Raw genomic sequence first — 22,803 nt, 5'->3', positions numbered from 1 at the left:
CTTGTCGCGCCTGAAGCTACAGGCTTTTAGCTTAAAGGCTTGGCGCCATATAAAGGCTTTGTGCCATATCAGGTCTGATATTGGCCGCCATTGATGGTCAGCGTCGACCCGGTGATGAAGCCGGCCTCGTCGGCCGCGAGGAACACCACCGCGCGCGCGATCTCCTCGGGCTCGCCGAGCCGGCTGACCGGGATCTGCGGGATCACGTTCTTCTCCAGAACGTCCTTCGGCACCGCCTGCACCATTTCGGTGTTGATATAGCCGGGGCAGATCGCGTTCACAGTGATGCCGCCCTTGGCGTTCTCGAGCGCGAGCGCCTTGGTGAAGCCGATGTCGCCGGCCTTCGCCGCGGAATAGTTGACCTGACCGAACTGCCCTTTCTGGCCGTTGATCGACGAGATCGAGATGACGCGGCCGAACTTGCGCGCGCGCATGCCTTCGATCACCTGGCGCGTCATGTTGAACAGCGAGCCGAGATTGGTGTTGATCACGGCGTTCCACTGCTCGAGCGTCATCTTGTGGAAGGCGGTGTCGCGGGTGATGCCGGCATTGTTGACGAGCACGTCGACGGGACCGAGATCAGCTTCAACCTTCTTCACGCCTTCCGCACAGGCATCGAACGACGCGACGTCCCATTTATAGACGGCGATACCGGTCTCGGCCTTGAACTTCTCCGCCGCGGCATCATTGCCGGCATAGCTCGCTGCGACCTTGTAGCCAGCTGCCTTCAGCGCCTTGCTGATCGCAGCACCAATGCCCCGCGTACCACCCGTCACCAGTGCAACTCGTGCCATCTCAAGCTTCCTTCCCTTGGACTCAATCATTGATGCTGATTAGCGATGGTTTTTAACGACGGATTATGCGGCTGGTTTGACGGACATCAAGAACAAAACGCCCGGCGTTGAGCCGGGCGTTTGTATTTAGTCGAGGCTTGCGCAGTTGCGAAGAATATTTGATTTGCAACCGCCGCCTTTTTAGCCGCGTGCAACGCACTGAGTCAGGTGTGCAGCGCACGCGTCAGTTGCGCGATGCATGTTTTCGTTTGGTGCCTCGCCCACATCAATCGCGGGCAAGGCACATGGCAATGCCCATGCCGCCGCCGATGCACAGCGTGGCGAGGCCCTTCTTCGAATCGCGCTTCTGCATTTCGTGCAGCAAGGTCACCAGCACGCGCGCGCCGGAGGCGCCGATCGGATGGCCGATCGCGATCGCGCCGCCGTTGACGTTGACCTTCGAAGTATCCCAGCCGAGATCCTTGTTGACGGCGCAGGCCTGCGCCGCGAAGGCCTCGTTGGCCTCGATCAGGTCGAGATCGCCGACGTTCCAGCCGGCCTTCTTCAGCGCGGCGCGCGAGGCCGGGATCGGGCCCGAGCCCATGATCTTCGGATCGACACCGGCCTGCGCCCAGGACACGATGCGCGCGAGCGGCTTCTTGCCTTCCTTCGCGGCCTGCTTGGCGGTCATCAGCACCACGGCGGCAGCGCCGTCATTGATGCCCGAGGCCGAGCCCGCGGTGACCGTGCCATCCTTCTCGAAGGCGGGCTTGAGCTTGGCCATCGCGTCGAGCGTGGCGCCATGGCGCGGGTATTCGTCGGCGCTGACGACGACGTCGCCCTTGCGGGTCTTGATCGTGACGGGAACGATCTCGTCGTTGAACTTGCCGGCCTTCTGCGCGGCCTCGGCCTTCTGCTGCGAGGCGACCGCGAATTCGTCCTGCTGCGCGCGGGTGATCTGCCACTGCCGTGCGACGTTCTCGGCGGTGTTGCCCATGTGGTAGCCGTTGAAGGCATCCCACAGGCCATCCTTGATCATGGTGTCGACGAACTCGACCGCGCCCATCTTGACGCCGCCGCGCAGATACTGGGCGTGCGGAGCCATGCTCATGGATTCCTGGCCGCCGGCGACCACGATCTCGGAATCGCCGTTGAGCAGCGCCTGGTAGCCGAGCGCGACCGTGCGCAGGCCCGAGCCGCAAAGCTGGTTCACGCCCCAGGCCGGGCTTTCCACCGGAATACCCGCGCCAATCGAGGCCTGGCGGGCGGGGTTCTGGCCCTGAGCGGCGGTCAGGATCTGCCCCATGATGACTTCCGAGACCCGGCCGGGCTCGATGCCACCACGCTCAAGCGCGGCCTTGATGGCGACGGCGCCGAGATCGTGGGCGGGAAGGGTCGCGAACGCTCCGTTGAAGCTTCCGACCGGGGTGCGGGCGGCGCTGACGATGACGACATCGTCTGACATGGGCATCTCCTGAGGCTTGAGGTTCTGAAAAAAAGGGGCAGGCGGGCGCTGGGAACGGCCAGCCAGTCTCGTAAGGCATCCTGTTAACGTCGTTGAGGCATGTCAATCGGCCGGCGACCGAATTCATGCCGCAGCGCATTCAAAATAGCGTTCTTGGCGCTTTCGCAAGCAAGTTTTTGCTGTGCGACTAACCGTGGCGCACAAAACGGTAGCGTGACCCCTTTGAAAATGCTTATTTTGTTGCGTTGCGTACTCGTCCCGCGCCTTGCGGCAATGCCGCAGGTTCCTGTTCTCAGTGTCTTTGAAGTGAGAGCCCATGGCGAAATCTGACCAACCCACCACCATCAAGAAATACGCGAATCGCCGGCTCTATAACACCGGAACGAGCACTTACGTGACGCTCGAGGACCTCGCCGCCATGGTCAAGGACGGCGAAGATTTCCTAGTCTACGATGCCAAGACCGGCGACGACATCACCCGCTCCGTGCTCGCCCAGATCATCTTCGAGCAGGAGAACAAGGCCGGCCAGAACCTGCTCCCGACCACTTTCCTGCGCCAGCTGATCCGCTTCTACGGCGACAGCATGCAGATGGTGGTGCCGAAATATCTGGAGCAGTCGATCGCGACGCTGACCCAGGAGCAGGAAAAGTTTCGCAAGCAGATCGCCAACACGCTGTCCGGCACGCCCTTCGCTCCGTTGGAAGAACAAGTCCGCCGCAACATGGAGCTGTTCCAGCAAACCTTCTCGATGTTCAAGCCCTTCGCAGCGCCCCGCCCGGCGGCCAGCCCGGAGCCCGATGCGAACGCCGAGACGCCGAAGGACAGCAACATTGACGAGCTTCGCCAGCAGATGAAGGAAATGCAGGAGCGCCTGGAGCGGATGTCTAAGAAGGACGAATAGGTCTTTCGTTCATGCCAGCGCGTCCGCATGCGGCGGACGCGGGGTCCGCGGATTTGTAGAGGCGCCGCCTCTTGCTCGCCGTCATCCCGGCGATGGCTGGAGCTGCCATGTCCGACCGAAGCACGCATTGGGACAACGTCTACGCCACCAAGGGTGAGGCCGAGGTGAGCTGGTATCAGGATATTCCGGCGATCTCGCTCGAGATGATCCACGCCGCCAGTCCAGATCATCGCGCAGGCATCATCGATATCGGCGGCGGCGCCTCGCGGCTGGTCGATTCGCTCCTGCAGGACGGATATCGCGATGTCGCCGTGCTGGATCTCTCCGCCAATGCGCTCGACGCTGCGAAGCGGCGGATTGGTCCGGCCGCCGCAGCCGTCGACTGGATCGTCGCCGACGCCACGGCATGGCGGCCTGCGCGCAGCTACGATGTGTGGCATGATCGCGCGGCGTTTCACTTCCTGACCGATCCGCGCGACAGGGCCGCCTACGTCGAGCGCCTGCGGTCGGCGGTTGCGCCTGGCGGCCACGTCATCATCGCCACGTTCGCGCCCGATGGTCCGGAGAAATGCAGCGGCCTGCCGGTGCAGCGCCATAACAGCGCGAGCCTCGCCGCAGAGCTCGGGCCGGGGTTCGAGCTGGTCGAGACGCGGAGCGAGGTCCACCACACGCCGTGGAATTCGACGCAGGCGTTCCAGTTCAGCCGGTTCCGAAGGCGTAGCTAAAGCTAGCTGTCATGCCCCGCCACCGGGTCTCGCCTTCGGCGAGCCCGATGACAGGTTCCGGCGGGGCATCCAGTACGCCGCGGCTTCTCGGTGAACAACGAACGTCTCTGGAATACTGGATCGCCCGATCAAGTCGGGCGATGACAGCGGAGTACTTGGCGCGCATGCGCTCGCAATGACAGGAAGTGCGCCGCCTACGCCGCCAGCTTCACCGTATGCGCAAAGTCCCAATAGAGCTTGCGCGCCCTGGTGTAGAACGGGCCCGGCTTCAGCTCGCGCGAATCGATGCGGATCACGGGCGCGACTTTTGCGAAGTTGCCGGTGGAGAAGATCTCGTCGGCGGCAAGGAAGTCGGCATAGCGCAACGTCTTCTCGACCACGGTGACGCCATCGCCGCGAAGCAGGCTGATGACGCGCTGGCGCGTGATGCCGTTGAGGAAGGTCCCGTTCGGCACCGGCGTGAAGACCACGCCGTCCTTGGCCATGAACACGTTGGAATTGCCGAACTCGGCGACGTTGCCGAGCATGTCGAGCATCAGCGCGTTCTGGAAGCCGCGCGCCGCGGCTTCGGCCAACGCACGCGAGTTGTTCGGGTAGAGGCAGGCTGCCTTGGCTTCGACCGGCGCACATTCGGCGGTGGGCCTGCGGAACGGCGACAGCGTGATGGCATTGCCGACGGGCTTCGGCATCGGCGCCTCGTAGATGCACAGGCACCAATTGGTGGTCTCCGGATCGAACAGCACACCGCCGCCCGAGCCGTTCTGCGCCCAGTACATCGGACGAACGTAAAGCTCGGCATTCACCGCGAAGCGCGCGATGCCCTCACGCGCAAGCGTGAGCCAGGTGTTGGCGTCGACCACCGGCTTCAGGCCAAAGTTGATCGCCGATTGATTGGCGCGAGCGACGTGGCGATCGAGATCGGGCGCGACGCCCTCGAATGCGCGCGCGCCGTCGAACACGACCGAGCCGAGCCAGGCGCCATGCGTGCGCGGGCCCATGATCGGCACGTTGCCGTCGTGCCACCTGCCCTCCAAGAAGGTCCAGCTCGGCGAATATTCGATCGGCTTCCTGATCTCGGCCATGACCGGCCTCCCCTTGGCGTGATGCCGCAATGTCCGGGCACTATTGTCCCAATTTCTAAACGATTTGCTGCGCGGAACTGCAACCTTCTCCCTCCAGGAGGGGGTAAGCATCGAGGCACTATCGAAGAACAAACCGGCTATAATGTCGACTGCGCTACGGAGTTTCCCATGCCGCTCGATCCGCTCGCAAAGCGTTTGTTGACCATGATGGCTGCGGCCGCGCCGCAGGCGCGGAGCCGGCCGAGCGTCGAGGCACGGCGGCAGTCGCTGGCGAAGCTGATGCAGTTCGCACGCGCGGAGGCGCCGGATGTGACCACGTCCGACGGCATGCTGCCCGGCCCTGGAGGCGAACTCCCCTATCGCCTCTACTCGCCCGCAAGCGCGGGTGAACGCGCGCCGGGCTTCGTGTTCTTTCATGGCGGCGGGCTCGTTGCCGGAAGCGTTGCGACGCACGACCGCATCGCGGCGGCGCTGGCGCATGTGACCGGCTGCCGCCTCGTCTCGGTCGACTACCGGCTCGCGCCCGAGCACAAATTTCCCGCCGCCGTGGACGATGCGATTGCCGCTACCGAATGGGTCGCGCGCGAGGCCCCATCGCTCGGCATAGACGCCGAACGTCTGGTGGTCGGCGGCGACTCCGCCGGCGCCACGCTCGCTGCGATTGTGTGCCAGGAGGCGATGCAGAACGCCGGCCTCTCGATCGTCGCACAATGCCTGATCTGCCCGGTGCTGGATTTCGAGGAGACCTCACCCTCACGCGAGGCGTTCGCCGAAGGCCATCTGATCGATCGCGTCACGATCGAAGCCGACCTTTCCGACTATCTTCCGGACGGCATCGACGCCGCCGATCCCCGCGTCTCGCCGTTGCGCGCGACACGGCTGGCGGGCCTGCCGACCGCGATCATTCACACCGCCGAGTTTGACCCGATGCGCGACGAAGGCAATGCCTATGCGCGCAAACTGCTCACCGCGGGCGTCACCGTCGAGCACGTCTGCCATGACGGCATGGTTCACAACTTTCACGCCATGGGCGCGATCCTGCCGCAGGCGCAGCTGGTGCTCTCGCAGATCGGCGAGCAGGTCAGGCGAGCGGTGGAGAAGTAAAAGCGGGAATCAGACGCGCGCGTCGAGCACCGCCCTGGCTGCCACAACATATTCAGGCCAATGCGTCTCCGCGTAGCGCTCGGCCTGCCGTGCGCAGGTGACGTCGGGCGCATGCGCCGCGGCGATCATGCGGGCAAAGCGTTCTTCGGCAACCGTCACCTCGTCGGCTAGGGGCGTCGGAGCGGCCCCCGCAACGGTCGGAGCGACGGCGAGCCCCGCCAGTCCGGCGAGGAGGATGCGGCGTGACGTGTTCATGGCTGTCGTTCTCCGTTGTCCGGGCTGCGCTCTGGCGTGCGCGGATGTCAGTGCGATCACGGCAGGGTAACCGCGCACGTCGGCGCAGTCCATCGTTCGCGGATAGCGCTTGACCACACGAGTGGTCACGTTCCATCTAGCGAACGGTTCCGTCATCAGAGCGCCACGCGTCGGATTGTCACGTGTCATATTACTGCCTATCGCACCGTCCGGCTTTGCGCGCTGTCGCGATGGGGCTCCTCGGTTTGACGATTTCGGCGGGTGGCGCCTTCGCCGCTGACGACGAGGAGGACGCACCGGCGAAACCGGCTGTCCCAAACATCTATCTCGATCTGCGCACGACTTATGCGACGATCCCGGCGGGCACGCTCGGGCTCGGCTTCGGCAACACCTCATTGTCGGCCGCGCTCGACGCACTGGCGGCGCGCCGAGGCACGATGCTGCCGACCGGCTTGCCGGCCGCGAGATCGATCGCCGTCGATCTGCCGCTGACCGTCGACGTCAGCGATAGTGTCTCGCTCTATGGCGGCGTGTCCGGCTCGGCGACCGATCTCGGCGGCGGCTGGTCGGCGTTCGACATCACCAGCTGGAACATCGGCGTGCAGGCGGATCTGTATCAGCAGAACGGCGGCAATATCCCGACGATCACGCTGCAATCGACCCTGACGCAATCGGTGCCGAACGAACCGGGCATGACGACGTCGTTCAACAACATCCTGGAATTCGACTACGCGCTGGATGAGGACGAGACACGGGGCTGGCTTGCGGGCCTGCAATACACCCACACCGACATCGCCAGCCAATTCGCCAGCATCAAGCCGAACACGATCCTTTATGCCGGCGGCTACTATCAGTGGCCGAGCAACTGGAAGTTCACCGGCCGCCTCGGTGTGCAGTCGTTCGGCGGCGCGCAGATCGCAGGCCGGACACTCGCGGAACCCTTCACGCAACCGATCCTGCGCTTCGACCTCGACCGGATGGACGACAACGACAACCGCCTGTTCGGCCTCACCGCGCAGATCGCTTGGGTGCCGAAGCCGTCCTATCAGGTGACGCTGCGCACGCCGCTCTACGCCGTACGCAACTAGGCGCCACGCTACTCCGGCACCGGCACGTCGAAGGTGTTGAGCGTGACCGAGACCATGCAATAGACGCCGACGAGATAAGAAAGCTCCGCCGCGCCATGCTCGCCGAACTCCTTCACCGCGGCGCGCCAGGTCAGTTCCGGCAGCACACCGCCGCTGACCAGCGCGGAGGCCATGTCGTAGGCAACGGCTTCCTGCTTGGTGAGGTCGACCGGACGCTGGCCGGCTACAATGGTCGCGAGCTTCTCGTCGGACAGGCCGCGCTGTTCGGCGACCAGCACGTGAGCATAGAGCTCGTAGCCGGAGCGGAAGTGCGAGCCGGTGACGAGGATCGCGACCTCGCGCACCGGCGCCGGCAGCAGCGAGTTCGACGCGATCGCCTTGACCAGCTCCCACACCGGCCCGCCGAAGCGCGGCTCACGGATCCAGGGATTCCAGGGCCCGAGCAGCGCGCCGTCGTCGCGCATGTTCACAAAGCCCTTGAAGTGGTCCTTGATGCCGGCTCGCATGTCGTCATAGAGCGGCTTCTGTTCGTCGGTCAGCTCTTTCGGATCGAGAATAGGAAGGCGCACGGTGGGATCTCCTCGTTGAGAAGCTGCGAGGCTCGCCCGCGTGCGCACGCAAGGCAAGTGAAGTTGCCGTGACGGCCCTGCTCAGAATTCCAGCGGCGCGTTGTCGACGACCTCCTTCATCACGAAGAAGGTGCGGGTCTGGCGGACGCCGGGCAGCGCGATGAGCTGCTCGCCGTGGATGCGGTTGAAATCCTCCATGTCGCCGACGCGGATTTTCAGGAAGTAGTCGAAGTCGCCGGCGACGAGGTGGCAGTCGAGCACGAATTTGAGCTTGGCGATCGCCTGCTCGAAGCTCGCAAAGCTCTCCGGCGTCGAGCGGTCGAGCACGACGCCGACCATCACCAGTGTGCCCTTCGCCACCTTCTTCGGGGCGACCATGGCACGGACGGCGGCGATGAAGCCCTCCTCGAACAGACGCTGGGTACGGCGATGACAGGTGGCGGGGCTGATCGCGACGGTTTCGGCCAGCTCAGCGTTGCTGAGCCGGCCGTTATTTTGCAGCAACCTCAGCATCTTGAGGTCGATGCGGTCGAGTCGGGCGGGCATGGAAGAAACTTCCGTACATCGTTTCTTTTACGAAAGAAATGATAGCTCACAGGACCGTTGGCGCAAGACCATGGGCAATATCGCCGGAATAAATGAGAGCACATTTTTGCAGACCAATGCTAGCGACGTCCAGGACACCTCCAAGACACCAACGCCAATCGGGATGACTGACGATGCTGGAAAAATTCGCACGCTATCCGTTGACCTTCGGCCCGACGCCCATCGAGAAGCTGGAGCGGCTGTCGAAGCATCTCGGCGGCAAGGTCGAGATCTACGCCAAGCGCGAGGACTGCAATTCCGGCCTCGCCTATGGCGGCAACAAGCTGCGCAAGCTCGAATACATCATCCCCGACGCGATCGCCTCGAACGCCGACACGCTGGTTTCGATCGGCGGTGTGCAGTCGAACCACACCCGCATGGTCGCGGCCGTCGCCGCCAAGATCGGCATGAAGTGCCGCCTGGTGCAGGAAGCATGGGTGCCGCACGAGGACGCCGTCTATGACCGCGTCGGTAACATCATGCTCTCGCGCATCATGGGCGCCGACGTGCGCCTCGTCGACGACGGTTTCGACATCGGCATTCGCAAGAGCTGGGAGCAGGCGATCGAGGAGGTGAAGGCCGCTGGCGGCAAGCCTTACGCGATTCCCGCCGGCGCCTCCGTGCACAAATATGGCGGCCTCGGCTATGTCGGCTTCGCCGAGGAGGTGCGCAAGCAGGAAGCTGAGCTCGGCTTCAAGTTCGACTACATCATCGTCTGCACCGTCACCGGCTCCACCCATGCCGGCATGTTGGTCGGCTTCGCCGCCGACGGCCGTGCCCGAAAAGTGATCGGTATCGACGCGTCGTTCACGCCGGCGCAGACGAAAGCGCAGGTGCTCGAGATCGCGCAGAACACCGCAAAGCTCGTCGAGCTCGGCAAGGAGCTCGTCGCTGATGACGTCGTGCTGATCGAGGAATACGCCTATCCGGCCTATGGCGTGCCGTCGGAAGAGACCAAGGAGGCGATCCGGCTCACGGCGCGGCTCGAAGGCATGATCACCGACCCCGTCTACGAAGGCAAGTCGATGCAGGGCCTGATCGACCTCGCGCAGAAGGGCCATTTCGAGCCGGGCGCGAAGATCCTCTACGCCCATCTCGGCGGTGCGCCCGCGCTGAACGGCTATGCGTACGCGTTCCGGAATGGGTAGCCTACCAATACTGTCGTCACGGGGCGCGACGAAGTCGCGAGCCCGGGACCCATAACCACCGGATCGCGTTTGGCTAAGACTCGTGGTTAGCAGCTTACCGTAACCACATCGGCCTGTGGCTATGGATCCCGGATCTGCGCTTCGCTTGTCCGGGATGACAGCGGAGATATTGGCGGCCTACCGCGTCCTGATAATCTGCAGCAGCTCGTCGCCGTAATGCTCGAGCTTCTTGTCGCCAATTCCCGGCACGTTGCGCAGTTCGTCCAGCGTGGTCGGCCAGGCCCGGACGATGCCGTCGATGGTGGCATCGTGCAGCACCACATAGGCCGGCACGGCGCGTTCGCGCGCGACGTCTGAACGCCAGGAGCGCAGGCGCGCGCGCAATTCGGGATCGACATCGCCTTGGGCGGCGTTTGCCGCGGGCGCGAGGTCACCGCGGCGGGATTTGGCGCGGCTCGAACGGATGCGGGTGCCGGGCGCCTCCTCGCGCAGCCACACCTCGGTCTCGCCGCGCAGCACGCCGCGTGCGGAATCCGTCAATTTCAGCGCGCCAAAAGCTTCGCTGTCGCTCTGCAAATGGCCCATCGCCACAAGCTGCCGCAGCACGGTGCGCCACTGCTTTTCGTTGAGCTCGCGCCCGATGCCGAACACCGAGAGCTTGTCGTGGCCGAACTGCGTCACCTTCTCGGTCAGGCGTCCGATCAGGACGTCGATCAGATGCATCGCGCCGAAACGTTGCCCGGTGCGATAGACGCAGGACAGGAGCTTCTGCGCCAGCACCTTGCCGTCGCGCATCTTGGGCGGCGTCAGGCAATTGTCGCAATTGCCGCAGGTCTCGCCCGTCACGATCTCGCCGAAATAGGCGAGCAGCCGCCGGCGCCGGCAGTGCGGCGTTTCGGCGAGGCCAACCAGCGCGTCGAGCTTGCCGATCGAGACCCGCTTGAAATCGTCCGAGGCGCCGGATTCGTCGATCATGCGGCGCTGCTGCACGATGTCGGAGAGGCCATAGGCCATCCAGGCAGCGGACGGCTTGCCGTCGCGGCCGGCGCGCCCCGTCTCCTGGTAGTAGGCCTCGATGCTCTTGGGCAGATCGAGATGGGCGACGAAGCGCACGTCAGGCTTGTCGATGCCCATGCCGAAGGCGACGGTCGCGACGATGACGATGCCGTCCTCGTTGAGGAAGCGGTCCTGGTTGCGCGAGCGCACGCTGCTGTCGAGCCCGGCGTGATAGGGCAGCGCTGCAATGCCGGCGTCCTCGAGCGCAGCGGCGACTTCCTCGACGCGGTTGCGCGACAGGCAGTAGACCACGCCGGCATCGCCGGCATGGCGTTCCCGGATGAACTCCTTGAGCTGCGACACCGCATTGCGCTTGTCGACGATTTCGTAGCGGATGTTGGGGCGGTCGAAGCTGGCGACGAATTGTGGGCTGTCCGCAAGACGCAGGCGTTCGACGATCTCCTTCCGCGTCAATTCGTCGGCGGTCGCGGTCAGGGCGATGCGTGGCACCTCGGGAAAGCGCTCGGCGATGACGGAGAGGCCGACATATTCGGGACGGAAGTCGTGGCCCCATTGCGAGACGCAGTGCGCTTCATCGATCGCGAACAGCGCCACCTTTGCCTGCGCCAGCAGCGACAGGCACCGCGGCGTGACGAGGCGTTCCGGCGCGATATAGAGCAGGTCGAGATCACCCGAGATCAGGCGACGCTCGACCTCGGACGCCTCCTGCAGCGTCAACGACGAGTTCAGCGCCGCGGCGTTGACACCGGCTTCGATCAGGCCCGCGACCTGGTCGCGCATCAGCGCGATCAGCGGCGAGACCACGATGCCGCAGCCCTCACGCAACAGTGACGGAAGCTGGTAGCACAGCGACTTGCCGCCGCCGGTCGGCATCAGGACCAGGCAATTGCCACCGTCCGTGACGTGCCGGATGATCTCGCCCTGCGCGCCGCGGAAACCCGGCAGGCCGAACACCGAATGCAACACCGACAGCGCGTCACGGCCGTTGGCCGGCGCAGGCAGCGGAGCGGTGGAGGAAGCGGTCATGGTGTCGGAGCGGTGCCGTGAGATTCGTCACAAGGCCAGTCGCATGACCGCGCGGGCGTGGCAAGTCCATCTTCTACCTCCCCCCGCTCGCGGGGACAGGTAACGAGACTACGCCCCAATCCTTCGCAGCGCCTCGGCGACCGTCACGATCGGCATGTTGCGCTTTTCTGCCGCCTCCAGCGCGTGGCGCAGCAGGTTCGGGGTACAGCCATAGGGGCTCGGCTCATCGACGACGTCATGGCCGTAGAAGATCAGCCAGCCGCCGCTCGCGACCGCCTCGTCGAAGTAACGATCCACACCCGCCGTGTCGATGTCGCGGTCAACAAGGGGCGATGCGCGCAGCAGCTGGAGATCGATGACGTCGCGATTGACGCCGGGAAGGATGCCGCGTGCCGAGCGGAAGGTCCTGGCGAGCTGCGGCTTGCGCCAGACCGAGGCGAGGCCGTACGGATAGGCAAAGTTCTCCAGCGTGATCGAGGAATCGATATCGCGGAAATGATTGCGGTTCCGTTCGATCTCGCGGGCCATGCCCGCTTCGTCGAGATTGGGCGCGCTCTGGTGCGAGAAGGTGTGGCAGGCAATCTCGTGGCCGGCGCGGTGAAGCCGCACGATTGCGTCGTTCGACAGGCCGTGCCAATGGTCCGATGGACGCCCGATCAGGCTGCCGGCGATGTAGTACGTGCCGCGGCCGCCGTGCCTCTCGATAAGCTCGGCGCCCTGGCTGGCCGCGCTATCGGGAGCGTCATCGAAGGTGAAGCTCACCATCGGCGCATGCGCAGGCAGGCGGTGCGGCGCGGCGTGGAAATGCCGGGCCAACCGATTGCTCACGCGTCCCTGGAGTGCCGACCACACGACCGCATTTCCTGTTTGCCCCGCCCCTTCACTCAAGCATTCGTGTGTCGCCCGAGGCAAGCATCACACTTCGTTAGTCCTAACGTGAAACCTGCGCGTCTTGGTTGAGCGCGCAAGGACCGAGGCGTCGGCTTCCGCGCCAAGATATTGCAGCCAGTTGCTGAACAGCGCCGCGGCGGCGCTGCCGGCCGCGATATCGGCGCGCAAATTCAGCGCTGGAAGGTGGTTGGTGATCGCCGGATGCCGCTCGTGCTTTGCCCGCCTTTCGAATCGTGCGAGCTTTTCTTCCGTCGCCCCGTCAAAATAGCTCACAGGCACCGCCGGATAGTTCTCCCGCTCGCGCGCAAGATAGCGACCAATGTCGCGCAGATATTCGCGCTGGAGCGACAGTGCGTCGTACTCGGGGTGGCCCTGGAAGAACACGAAGCGGCTGGCATACTGCCGGACGAAGATATCGACGCCGGCCAGGGCCGAGCGTGTCAGCACCTGATAGCCGGACTGCGTGAGGTCAGCCTCGGTGATCTCATTCAGGCGCGAATGCGAGACCTTGAGCGGCGCTGGCGCGGCGCCCGTCAGCGGATCGCTCGTCACGGCGTCGCAGTCGAAGACACCGTGGCACTTGGCCGGAAGCCGCCGCCGCTCAATACGGTCGAGATGCAGCACCGCAGCGTGCGCGGCGAGGCACGACCAGATCGTCGAACGTGTGTTGACCCTGGCCCAGTCGATGAGCTCGGTGAGATCGCGCCAGTACGGTTCCTGCTCGAGATCGGGTGCGAGCGGCTCTGCGCCGGTAACGATCAGCCCATCGAACTTGTTGCGCCTGAGCTCGGTGAGTTCCGAATATTCACTCTCGACATGCCACTTCGCTTCGGACGAGCGCTTCACCGATGGCAGCGAGAAGCAGTGGAAGCGGATGCGGCGCGGTCCCGCGGCGGCCTGGAGCAGCTTCATGAACTGCCGCTCGGTGGCCTTCAGCGCCGGATCCGGCATGTTGTTGATCAGCCCGATGGTCAGTTCGGGCCTGGTGTGATCGCGCGCGAGATCGCTGTCGGCCGGCACCAGCGCCGGGCTCGATATACCTTGATCCCTGTCGATCAAGATGCTCATCGGCCCTGATGCCTACTCCGCGGCCTGCAGGCGCGACGGACAGGCCTTGTCCAGTGCCTGGTCGATGTCCTCGATGATATCAGCGGAATGCTCGATGCCGATCGAGAGGCGGATCGTCTCCGGCAGCACGCCGGCGATGCGCTGCTGCTCGGCGGACATCTGACGGTGCGTGGTCGAGGCCGGATGGCAGGCCAGCGACTTGGCATCGCCGATATTGACGAGGCGGGTGATCAGCTTGAGCGCATCGTAGAAGGTCTTGCCGGCTTCCATGCCGCCCTTGATGCCGAAGGTAAACAGCGAGGACGCGTTGCCGCCCAGATATTTCTGCACCAGCGGATAGTACGGGCTGTCCGGGAAACCGGTGTAGTTGACCCAGGCGACGCGCGGATCCTTGCGGAGGAATTCGGCGACCTTTTGGGCGTTCTCGACGTGACGCTCCATGCGCAGCGCCACGGTCTCGATGCCCTGGAGCAGCAGGAAGGCGTTGAACGGCGACAGCACCGAACCCATGGTGCGCTGATAGACGCTGCGCGCGCGCTCGATATAGGCGGTCCTGCCGAAGCGTTCGGCATAAACGAGGCCGTGATAGGAGGTGTCGGGCCTGTTGTAGGCCGGAAAGCGGTCAGCGTGCTTGGCCCACGGAAAGTTTCCGGAATCGACGATGGCGCCGCCGAGCGTGGTGCCGTGGCCGCCCAAGAATTTGGTGAGTGAGTGCACGGCGATGTCGGCGCCGTAGTCAAACGGCTTGAGCAGGATCGGGGTCGCGACCGTATTGTCGACGATCAGCGGCACGCCATGCGCATGGGCGATCTTGGCCAGCGCCTCGATGTCGCAGACATTGCCGGCGGGATTGCCGATGGTCTCGGCAAACACGGCGCGGGTGTTCTCGTCGATCAGCTTCTCGATCGCCTCAGGCTTGTCGCTCTCGGCAAAGCGGCCGGTGATGCCCTGCCGCGGCAGGATGTGCGAGAGCAGCGTGTGCGTGGTGCCGTAGAGCTGCGGCACGGAAACGATGTTGCCGCCGTGGTCAGCGACGTTGACAAAGGCAAAATGCAGCGCTGCCTGGCCGGTCGCGACCGCAAGCGCGCCGACGCCGCCCTCGAGCTGGCTGATGCGCTTCTCCAGCACGGCGCTGGTCGGATTGGCGATACGGCTGTAGCGGAAACCTTCGGCCTCGAGATTGAAGAGCGCCGCACCGTGATCGGCGCTGTCGAAAGCGTAGGCCGCGGTCTGGTAGATCGGCACGGCAACCGCGTGCGTGGTGGCTTCGGGTTCGTAGCCGGCGTGAATAGCCATCGTCTCATTGCGCATCGTGCCACCTCCGCGTGGAGCGGGCCGCACTTATCGGCCTGTATGAGGCATGTGCGTTGTCCGCCGTGCTCGTGTTAGAGGCGGGTGGTAAAGCGGACCATAATTCGCATAGAGATCGAGGAAGTAACCCTAACGCTTGTTGGCGAATTGGCTAAAATTCGAGTCAATTTAGATTAATGAATCGTACGCGAGGCTTCGCACATGACTCGCGAAGCCTCGCAAGCAGATTCAGGCCATCGTCTCCCAGAGCCGATGCGTGAGCACGCCGGCGCGCTTCTCGATCGCGGCCGCCGCATCGAGCGCGAGGTCTTCGCGATAGCGCCCGGCAATGAGCTGCACGCCGATTGGCTTGCCGTCATGCAGCGCCACCGGCACCACGGCGCCGGGCAGGCCCAGCACGTTGATCGCGGAGATGAAGCGGATCTCGCCCCAGAAAATTTCGCGGGCGCGCTCGGCGCTCACGGTGTCCTCACGCGGTCCCGGCGTCGGCTTCACCGTGGTCGGCGCCAGCACGACCGGATATTCCTCGAAGAACAATTGCCAGGCGCGGATGTGGCCGTTGCGCGCAGCGGTCGCCTGCATCCAGGCCTTGAGATCGAGCACGCTTGCCTTGGCCTTCATGCCGCCCCAGGCCTTATGGAAATCCTCGGATGTGACCTTCAGCATGCCGGCCTCCTGCATCACCACGGTCTCGTTGGTGATGATGTCGCACCAGGTCTGCCAGACGCCGTTGATGTCGGGGACGTCGACCTCGCTGACCCGATAGCCGGCGCGCTCCAGATGATCGGCGGCCTGACGCAACGCCTCGCGGACTGACGGATCGACGTCCATGTCCTCCGGGATCTTTGCCAGCGCGACCTTGATCGGCCCCTTCGGCTTCGGCCCGGCCAGCGGCGCCGGCACCCACCAGGGATCGCGCGGATCGCGCTGGCTCATCACCTCCAGCGCGAGGCGAACGTCGGCGACGTGGCGGGCGAGCGGTCCCTGCGCCGACATCAGGTGCGCCAGCATCGGCCGCTCTGCGGTTGCGCTTGCGTTGAACGCGGGAATACGGCCCTGCGTCGGCTTGATGGTGGCAACGCCGTTGCAATGCGCCGGCCAGCGCAGCGAGCCGCCGATGTCGTTGCCATGGGCGATGGTGCCGATGCCGGCGGCAACCGCCGAACCCGCACCACCCGAGGAGCCGCCGCAGGTGATGTTCGGATCCCATGGATTCAGCGTCAGCCCGTGCAGTGGATTGTCGGTGAAGCCGCGGAAGGAGAATTCCGGCGTGTTGGTCAGCCCGATGACGATCGCGCCTGCCTTCTTCAGGTTACGCACGACCGGCGAATCCGATGGCGCGACGAGGTCCTTGTTGGCGGGAACGCCGTTGAAATTCGGCCGGCCTTCGTAGTCGACGTTTTCCTTGATGGTCACGGGCACGCCGTGCAGGAGGCCGAGCTCGCCTCCCTTGGCGCGCTGCTTGTCGGCCGCATGGGCGGCAGCAAGCGCTTCCTCAGAGAGATCGACGACGACCGCGTTCAGCCTCGGATTGACGGCGCGCATCCGTTCGAGATGCGATTCGACAGTCTCGACCGCGGAGATTGCGCCGGCGCGAATCGCTGCCGCCGTCTCGACCGCGGACCATTGCCAGGCCGGCCCCTTGGGGCGGCGTGCCGAGGCTGATTTGCGCGGTGCGGGTTTCTTGACCGTCTTCTTGACCGTCTTCTTGGCCGTCTTCGCGACGGCGCTCTTGCGGGCCGCAGTCTTCTTGCTGGAGGTCTTCGCGACCTTCTTCGAAGCACTTTTCTTCCTGGTCGCCGTCTTCTTCGCCACGTCGCATCTCCTGAATTTGCGCGACGAAGGTTACGGAGGGCGATCGCGGCTGTACAGGGGCGTTTCTGCATGGCGCGTTATCGCAACGCCCCGATGCAACGAATTGTCAGCACGATCCCGTACGGACGACCAAGACGAGCGTCCATGGCGCCATCAACATGCTCGGGTTGGCGAAGCGCCTCAAGGCGATGATCCTTCAGGCGTCGACGTCGGAAGTCTACGGCGATCCGAAAGAGCACCCACAGACGGAGGACTATTGGGGCAACGTCAATCCAATCGGACTGCGCTCCTGCTAGGATGAAGGTAAGCGCTGCGCCGAGACGCTATTCTTCGACTATTGGCGCCAGCACCGGCTCCAGATCAAGGCAGCCAGAATCTTCAATACCTACGGACCCCGCATGCACCCCCATGACGGGCGCGCGGTGTCGAATTTCATCGTTCGGGCCTTGCTCGGCAAACCGATTGCAATATACGGCGACGGTTCGCAGACACGATCCTTCTGCTATGTCGACGACATGGTCGATGCGCTCGTGCGCCTCGCCGCAACACCCGACGATGTGACCGGGCCGATCAACCTCGGTAACCCCGCCGAAATCTCCATCCTGGAGCTCGCCAGGACCATCATCGGTTTGTGCAATTCGCCGTCTGCCATCGTGTGCCGCGAGCGCCAGGCGGATGATCCGGGTCGGCGACGGCCCGATATAGCGCGCGGAAGCCATTCTGTCCTGGCAGCCAAAGATTAGCCTCACGGAAGGCCTGACCAAGACGATCACCTATTTCGACCGCCTTCTATCCGACGACGCCATCCGCAAGCCTCTGCTGGACGATCTGGGCTGAGGCCGCAGGTCAGTCTTCGCAAGCTCATTCAATCTGGATGCGTCTGATTTCTGCACTGGATGCCGAGGATGGGCAAAACCATCTGCGCGGAGTCTTTCGGCGTTATGGGGCGCCACTGTTCGACATGCTCACATGTGTCCAGCCGTAGACACGCTCGCCCTCGAAGCTGAGATCCATCACCGATGGTGGGGGGTCAAAGATCGATATCTAGAGATCATTATTAGCTATCAATGGCATTGGCGGAGAGAGTGGGATTCGAACCCACGGTACGGTTTCCCGCACACACGCTTTCCAAGCGTGCGCCTTAAGCCACTCGGCCATCTCTCCGGAGCGCCCTCTCTTGAAGGGGCGCCGGTGATTTTGCAAGGGATCGCGGGGAAATCGAGTGAAATTTCCTCAACTTATTGTATTTGCACGGAAATATCTGGCGCTGCACGATGCCTTGATCTGCCCGCCGGCTGAACCCGTGGCGGGTTTGGCGCGACGATTCACTCGAGAACGCCCAACACCCCCGGGGACGCCATGATCATCCGCAAGACCATCGCCGCGCTGGGCCTGATTTCGGCCCTTGGCTCCGCCTTCGCCGTGCCGGCTCTGGCACAGGTCTGCACCCGGCAAGGCGTCGACGTGAGCTGCGACGACGGGCGGCGCGGGGTGCTTTCGGGCGATGCCATCCTATGGCCGGACGGCACCCGCTCGAGCTCGACGCCGCATCAGAGCGTGATCATCGGCAACAAAAGCTCGGTGCATGTCGGGCCCGGCGTGTTCGTCGGACAGGGCAAGGGCATGGTGCCGCTGGACGATCCGAACGCGCCAAACAAGCGGCAGTGCGCGATCCTGGATAGTGTTTCGTATTGCTATTGAGGCGGGCGGCGCAGCGCCCTTACCTCGCCCCGCTTGCGGGGAGAGGTCGGATTGCGTCGAACACACAATGCGGGCGAGGGAGAAGAACTAGATCAACCGCACGCCTGAGATCGCAGACTTGAGCCAGCGCAGCGCCTGCGGCGGCTGGGCGGCGAGCGGGGCGACGGCGGCCTTTTCGGGCCGGCACTTTTCCAGTTCGGTGACGAAGTCGGCAGACCATTGCTGGATGGTGTGGCCGCGCAGCTTCTTCATCATCGCGTCCCAGCGCATCTTGCGCTCGGTGAGCGGCATCGCAGCCGCAATCGCGATCGCCCGCGCCATGCCGTCGATGTCGTGCGGATTGACCAGCAGCGCGGCGTCGAGTTCGTTGGCCGCGCCGGCAAATTTCGACAGCACCAGCACACCCGGATCGGCCGGGTTTTGCGCGGCGACGTATTCCTTGGCGACGAGGTTCATGCCGTCATGCAGCGGCGTCACCACGCCGACCTGTGCGGTGCGATAGAGGCCGGCGAGCACGGCCTGGCTAAAACCCTTGTTGAGGTAGCGGATCGGCGTCCAGTCGACCTCCCCGTGGCGGCCGTTGACGTCGCTCACGAGACGCGCGACCTCGTTCTGGAGATTGCCGTAGGCCTCGATGCCGCCGCGCGAGGGATTGGCGATCTGGAGCAGTGAGATGTCGCGCGCGAACTGCGGCTGATCGGTCCAGAGGCGGTCGAACGCGCTGATGCGGTTGACGAGCCCCTTCGAATAGTCGAGCCGGTCGACGCCGATCGCGAGCCGCTCGCCATTGAGGCTGCGGCGCAGTCGCGACACGTCGGGATGCGAGGCCGACTTCGCGGCATATTGCGCAAACTTCTCAGCATCGATGCCGATGGGGAAGACCTCGCAGCGCGTGCGGCCGTGCGGCGAGAGCACGACTCCATCCTCGACGGTGAGACCGAGCTCGCCGCCGACATAGCCAAGGAAGTTCTCACGATCCTCCTCGGTCTGGAAGCCGAGAAGATCGTAGGCGAGCATCGCCATGATCAGCTCGCGATGATTGGGCACGCCCTGCATCACCGCGGCGACAGGCCACGGAGTGTGCAGGAAGAAGCCGATCGGATCGTCGACGCCGAGATCGCGCAGCTCCGCGCCGAGCGAGAGGAAATGATAATCCTGCACCCAGAACGCGGTCCGGGCTTTCCGGAAGCGCATCAAGGCGCGCGCCATGAAGGCGTTGACCTCGCGATAGCTGACATAGTCCTCTCGCGAGACGCGGATCAGATCGCTGCGCGAATGCAGCGCCGGCCATAGCGCCGAATTGGCAAAACCTTCGTAATAGCCGCCATAGTGCGCCGCCGGCAGATCCAGCGTCGCAATAGCGCCCGAGCCGAGCGCTTCGACCTCGGCGAACGGTTCCTTCTGATGGCCGTCACGCACGCGGCCGGAGGAACCCACCCAGATCGCACCCGAATACTCCACGACGGGAAGCAATGCCGCAGCGAGGCCTCCCGTCATGGGCTCGTTGGGTTTGCCGCGCGCAACTCGATTTGAAACGACGACTAAGTTCACAGGTCGTCCCCTCCTGTTCATTCCAGCCCGTTTAACTGCCGTTCATCAATATGGTTCCTGTCATCATTTGTACGAATTGAAACCAAAATCAGGCACGCGCGTTGGAACCAGTTTTCCTTGCGAGGAACCCGGCGATTTCATTGGAGAATGACAGCTTGAGTGGCTGTTTCGCGCAGCAGGAACGACGCGCGCAATGGAACCTACGCGAGTAATAATGTGGCTCTGAGGTGTCGGCGCCTTATTCCAACCTTGTATCGTCGAGCAGACGCGCAAGGAACGCGCGCACGTCCTTCGGCGCATCGAAGTGGCCGTTGACGCCGATGGCGCGGCGGCCGACCGAGAAGGCGAGTCCGTTCATGTCGGGCATGATCGCGAACACGGTCTCGTCGGTGACGTCGTCGCCGATGAAGATCGGACGGCGTCCCCTGAACGGCTCATGTTTCATCAATTCGCGTACGCCGGTCGCCTTGGTGAAGCCGGAATGCTTGATCTCGAAAACGAACTTGCCGGGCAGCACTTCGATCGGCGCATTGGGCAGGTCGGCGCGGATCAGCGAGATGGCTTCGTAGATCGCCTTCTCCGCATGCGGCGCCAGGCGGTAGTGCAATGCCAGCGAATAGCCTTTGTCCTCGAGCAGAATGCCAGGGCTGAGCTTTGCGATCGAAGCCAGGCGCCGCTTCAACTCCTTGTCCATTGGCGGCGCGTGCACGTCGTCGGCCTCGTTGCCCGCCGACAGGCGCATCTCCGCGCCGTGACCGGCGACGGCACAAAAGACGTCGGGCGCGAAGATCAGGTCGATGTCGTTGAGCGAGCGGCCGCTGACCATCGCGAGCGCGCCGGAGGTGCGCTCGGTCAGCCGGGTGAGCGTATCCGACAGGCCCGGCGGCACCCACACCTCGCGCGGCGTCGGCATCAGGTCGAGCAGCGTACCGTCGATATCGAGCAGGATCGCGGTCTCGTCGAGATGGGGGACGAGTGCATGCGGCACAGGAACCGCATCGGGCGCTTCATCATCGGGCATGGTGCGCTTATCCAATTCCGCGAGTTCCGATTTCATAGTCTACTCCATAAACGCCAGCGGCCGTGCGATTTGTTCGAGCGATTTGCGTTCCGCGGAGATGGCATAGCGCCAAGCCACGATCGCGGCCGCGATCATCAGAAACGCCCCCAGCAAATAGCCGGCGAACACGCTGTTGCGTGATCCCGTATCGATCAATGCGCCGAACAGCGCGGGTCCGATCACCCCGCCGATGCCGGTGCCGACCGCGTAGAACACCGCGATTGCCAGCGCGCGGACTTCGAGCGGAAAGGTCTCGCTGACGGTGAGATAAGCCGCGCTCGCGGCGGGCGAGGCAAAGAAGAAGATCACCATCCAGGCGATGGTCTGTCCTTGCGCGCTGAGTGCGCCGATCGAGAACAGGTAGCCTGAGAGCGCCAGCAGCAGACCGGAGACGCCATAGGTGAACACGATCATGCTGCGGCGACCAAGCGTATCGAACAGGCGTCCGAGCAGCAGCGGGCCGAGGAAGTTGCCGGCCGCGAAGGGCAGCAGGTACCAGCCGACGTGGTCGGCGCTGATGCCGTAGAAGTCGGTCAGCACCAGCGCGAAGGTGAAGAAGATGGCGTTGTAGAAGAAGGCCTGCGCGCTCATCAGCACGAGGCCGACGAGCGCGCGCTGGCGATAGGCCGAGAACAGCGTGTGCACGACCTCGCGGATCGGCGTGTGAGTGCGCATCTTCAGGCGGATTTTCGTGAAGCGTCCTTCACTCGCATCATGGTCATGTCCGATCACAGAGCGCTCGATGTCGTCGACGATGGCGTGGGCCTGATCGGGACGACCGTGGATCATGAGCCAACGCGGACTCTCGGGAATCCACATTCGCATCAACAGCACGACGAGACCGATGGTCGCGCCGATGAGATAGGCGAGGCGCCAACCGAGATCGGGACCGAACACAGCGGGATCGAGCAGCACGATGGCTGCAACCGCGCCCATCGCCGCGCCGATCCAGAAACTGCCGTTGATGACGAGATCGGTCCAGCCGCGATAGCGCGCCGGCACCAGCTCCTGGATGGTGGAGTTGATCGCGGTGTACTCGCCGCCGATGCCCGCGCCCGTGAGAAAGCGAAACAGCGCATAGCTCGCGACACTCCACGACAAAGCGGTCGCGGCGGTCGCCGTGAGGTAAACCGCGAGCGTGATGAAGAACAGCTTCTTGCGGCCGATGCGATCCGTGAGCCAGCCGAAGCCGAGCGCGCCGAGCACCGCGCCGGCCAGATAGGCGGAATTGGCGACGCCGAGATCGAGATTGGAGAACTGCAGCGACGGGCTCTGCTTCAGCGCACCGGAAAGCGCGCCGGCCAGCGTCACCTCGAGCCCATCCAGGATCCAGGTAATGCCGAGCGCGAGCACGACACGGGTGTGAAAGCCGCTCCACGGCAGCGCATCGAGCCGTGCGGGAATGCTGGTCTCGATGATGCGGTCGGTCGCGACCTCCGCCGGGACTGCAGGTCCATAGTTCAATGCTGGGCTCTGCTGCAATTCCATCGCGTTGTTGCGTCTAACCAAAGCGATCGGCCCCTTTTCACATGATGTGGATGGGGATCGCTCCGATCATGGGGTGCGGTATTCCGCCTGCCACCTGCGACAACGTCTGTGGCGAAAGCAGGTTCCCATAGGAACGCCCCCGTGTACCGCCCGTTTCCGATGGAGCTGCAAGGAGTTGAC

The 22,803-nt window shown here is 64.0% G+C and carries 20 protein-coding genes, 1 tRNA gene and 1 pseudogene; 7 read left to right on the top strand and 15 right to left on the bottom strand.

The genetic code is table 11. From position 1 onward, the window contains the following. Positions 1 to 68: 68 nt before the first annotated feature. Both phbB and AC630_RS02645 read right to left on the bottom strand, forming a co-directional pair. Positions 69 to 794: an acetoacetyl-CoA reductase gene (phbB, locus tag AC630_RS02650; protein ID WP_074116934.1), complete on the bottom strand. Its 726-nt coding sequence runs from the start codon at positions 792 to 794 to the stop codon at positions 69 to 71. A gap of 265 nt (positions 795 to 1,059) precedes the next feature. Next, a complete protein-coding gene (locus AC630_RS02645; RefSeq protein ID WP_074116933.1) occupies positions 1,060 to 2,238 on the bottom strand; it encodes an acetyl-CoA C-acetyltransferase in 1,179 nt (392 codons plus the stop codon). A 316-nt stretch (positions 2,239 to 2,554) separates the two neighbouring features. On the opposite strand from AC630_RS02645, the gene phaR reads away from it, so the two are divergent. Together phaR and AC630_RS02635 are read left to right on the top strand one after the other, a co-directional pair. After that, positions 2,555 to 3,139 carry a polyhydroxyalkanoate synthesis repressor PhaR gene (phaR, locus tag AC630_RS02640; protein ID WP_074116932.1) on the top strand — a complete coding sequence of 195 codons (585 nt, stop codon included), beginning with the start codon at positions 2,555 to 2,557 and terminating at the stop codon, positions 3,137 to 3,139. A 107-nt stretch (positions 3,140 to 3,246) separates the two neighbouring features. Then, positions 3,247 to 3,864 (top strand): class I SAM-dependent methyltransferase, encoded by a 618-nt coding sequence (locus AC630_RS02635; RefSeq protein WP_074116980.1) that lies wholly within the window; start codon positions 3,247 to 3,249, stop codon positions 3,862 to 3,864. A 194-nt stretch (positions 3,865 to 4,058) separates the two neighbouring features. Here the strand turns inward: AC630_RS02635 and AC630_RS02630 are convergent, their stop codons facing one another. Then, positions 4,059 to 4,946: a branched-chain amino acid aminotransferase gene (locus AC630_RS02630; RefSeq protein WP_074116931.1), complete on the bottom strand. Its 888-nt coding sequence runs from the start codon at positions 4,944 to 4,946 to the stop codon at positions 4,059 to 4,061. Positions 4,947 to 5,114: 168 nt separating this feature from the next. On the opposite strand from AC630_RS02630, the gene AC630_RS02625 reads away from it, so the two are divergent. Next, positions 5,115 to 6,050 (top strand): alpha/beta hydrolase, encoded by a 936-nt coding sequence (locus AC630_RS02625; RefSeq protein WP_074116930.1) that lies wholly within the window; start codon positions 5,115 to 5,117, stop codon positions 6,048 to 6,050. A 9-nt stretch (positions 6,051 to 6,059) separates the two neighbouring features. Here AC630_RS02625 and AC630_RS02620 read toward each other — a convergent pair whose 3' ends face one another. Then, positions 6,060 to 6,305 carry a hypothetical protein gene (locus tag AC630_RS02620; protein WP_074116929.1) on the bottom strand — a complete coding sequence of 82 codons (246 nt, stop codon included), beginning with the start codon at positions 6,303 to 6,305 and terminating at the stop codon, positions 6,060 to 6,062. A gap of 215 nt (positions 6,306 to 6,520) precedes the next feature. Between AC630_RS02620 and AC630_RS02615 the strand changes: the two genes are divergently transcribed. Beyond that, positions 6,521 to 7,393, top strand: a complete 873-nt coding sequence (locus tag AC630_RS02615) for a hypothetical protein (RefSeq protein ID WP_074116928.1) — start codon at positions 6,521 to 6,523, stop codon at positions 7,391 to 7,393. An 8-nt stretch (positions 7,394 to 7,401) separates the two neighbouring features. Here AC630_RS02615 and AC630_RS02610 read toward each other — a convergent pair whose 3' ends face one another. Both AC630_RS02610 and AC630_RS02605 read right to left on the bottom strand, forming a co-directional pair. Next, positions 7,402 to 7,962, bottom strand: coding sequence for a carboxymuconolactone decarboxylase family protein (locus tag AC630_RS02610; RefSeq protein WP_074116927.1), 561 nt, complete (start codon positions 7,960 to 7,962; stop codon positions 7,402 to 7,404). Between the two features lie 81 nt (positions 7,963 to 8,043). Next, positions 8,044 to 8,508, bottom strand: a complete 465-nt coding sequence (locus AC630_RS02605; protein ID WP_074116926.1) for an Lrp/AsnC family transcriptional regulator — start codon at positions 8,506 to 8,508, stop codon at positions 8,044 to 8,046. A gap of 173 nt (positions 8,509 to 8,681) precedes the next feature. On the opposite strand from AC630_RS02605, the gene AC630_RS02600 reads away from it, so the two are divergent. Beyond that, positions 8,682 to 9,695, top strand: a complete 1,014-nt coding sequence (locus tag AC630_RS02600) for a 1-aminocyclopropane-1-carboxylate deaminase (protein ID WP_074116925.1) — start codon at positions 8,682 to 8,684, stop codon at positions 9,693 to 9,695. 177 nt (positions 9,696 to 9,872) lie between these two features. On the opposite strand, the gene recQ is transcribed toward AC630_RS02600, so the two are convergent. The 5 genes from recQ to AC630_RS02575 all read right to left on the bottom strand — a co-directional run bounded on the left by recQ (position 9,873) and on the right by AC630_RS02575 (position 16,823). Next, positions 9,873 to 11,738, bottom strand: a complete 1,866-nt coding sequence (gene recQ, locus AC630_RS02595) for a DNA helicase RecQ (protein ID WP_074116924.1) — start codon at positions 11,736 to 11,738, stop codon at positions 9,873 to 9,875. Positions 11,739 to 11,846: 108 nt separating this feature from the next. After that, positions 11,847 to 12,590 (bottom strand): polysaccharide deacetylase family protein, encoded by a 744-nt coding sequence (locus tag AC630_RS02590; protein ID WP_074116923.1) that lies wholly within the window; start codon positions 12,588 to 12,590, stop codon positions 11,847 to 11,849. A gap of 63 nt (positions 12,591 to 12,653) precedes the next feature. Next, complete coding sequence (metA, locus tag AC630_RS02585) at positions 12,654 to 13,697, bottom strand: homoserine O-succinyltransferase MetA (protein ID WP_074116922.1); 1,044 nt, start codon at positions 13,695 to 13,697, stop codon at positions 12,654 to 12,656. A 12-nt stretch (positions 13,698 to 13,709) separates the two neighbouring features. Next, the gene (locus tag AC630_RS02580) at positions 13,710 to 15,008 is read right to left on the bottom strand and encodes an O-acetylhomoserine aminocarboxypropyltransferase/cysteine synthase family protein (RefSeq protein WP_074116921.1); all 1,299 of its coding nucleotides are present in this window, start codon (positions 15,006 to 15,008) and stop codon (positions 13,710 to 13,712) included. A 228-nt stretch (positions 15,009 to 15,236) separates the two neighbouring features. Continuing rightward, positions 15,237 to 16,823 (bottom strand): amidase family protein, encoded by a 1,587-nt coding sequence (locus tag AC630_RS02575; RefSeq protein WP_074116920.1) that lies wholly within the window; start codon positions 16,821 to 16,823, stop codon positions 15,237 to 15,239. A gap of 107 nt (positions 16,824 to 16,930) precedes the next feature. Between AC630_RS02575 and AC630_RS02570 the strand changes: the two are divergent. Continuing rightward, positions 16,931 to 17,660, top strand: a pseudogene (locus AC630_RS02570) (GDP-mannose 4,6-dehydratase); the annotation flags it as partial. Positions 17,661 to 17,897: 237 nt separating this feature from the next. Here the strand turns inward: AC630_RS02570 and AC630_RS02565 are convergent. After that, a tRNA-Ser gene (locus AC630_RS02565) sits at positions 17,898 to 17,987 on the bottom strand. 195 nt (positions 17,988 to 18,182) lie between these two features. On the opposite strand from AC630_RS02565, the gene AC630_RS02560 reads away from it, so the two are divergent. Continuing rightward, complete coding sequence (locus tag AC630_RS02560) at positions 18,183 to 18,524, top strand: hypothetical protein (RefSeq protein ID WP_074116919.1); 342 nt, start codon at positions 18,183 to 18,185, stop codon at positions 18,522 to 18,524. Positions 18,525 to 18,611: 87 nt separating this feature from the next. On the opposite strand, the gene AC630_RS02555 is transcribed toward AC630_RS02560, so the two are convergent. The 3 genes from AC630_RS02555 to AC630_RS02545 form a co-directional block, all read right to left on the bottom strand. Further along, on the bottom strand, positions 18,612 to 20,075 hold the full coding sequence (locus tag AC630_RS02555; protein WP_074116918.1) for a trehalose-6-phosphate synthase: 1,464 nt from the start codon (positions 20,073 to 20,075) through the stop codon (positions 18,612 to 18,614). A 238-nt stretch (positions 20,076 to 20,313) separates the two neighbouring features. Then, positions 20,314 to 21,132 (bottom strand): trehalose-phosphatase, encoded by an 819-nt coding sequence (otsB, locus tag AC630_RS02550; protein WP_074116917.1) that lies wholly within the window; start codon positions 21,130 to 21,132, stop codon positions 20,314 to 20,316. A gap of 3 nt (positions 21,133 to 21,135) precedes the next feature. After that, complete coding sequence (locus tag AC630_RS02545) at positions 21,136 to 22,623, bottom strand: MFS transporter (protein WP_074116916.1); 1,488 nt, start codon at positions 22,621 to 22,623, stop codon at positions 21,136 to 21,138. Between the last annotated feature and the right edge of the window lie 180 nt (positions 22,624 to 22,803).

Origin of the sequence: Bradyrhizobium sp. AS23.2 (assembly GCF_001908185.1) — a bacterium.
Taxonomy (GTDB): Bacteria; Pseudomonadota; Alphaproteobacteria; order Rhizobiales; family Xanthobacteraceae; genus Bradyrhizobium.
This window is presented reverse-complemented; position numbering and strand designations above follow the sequence as displayed.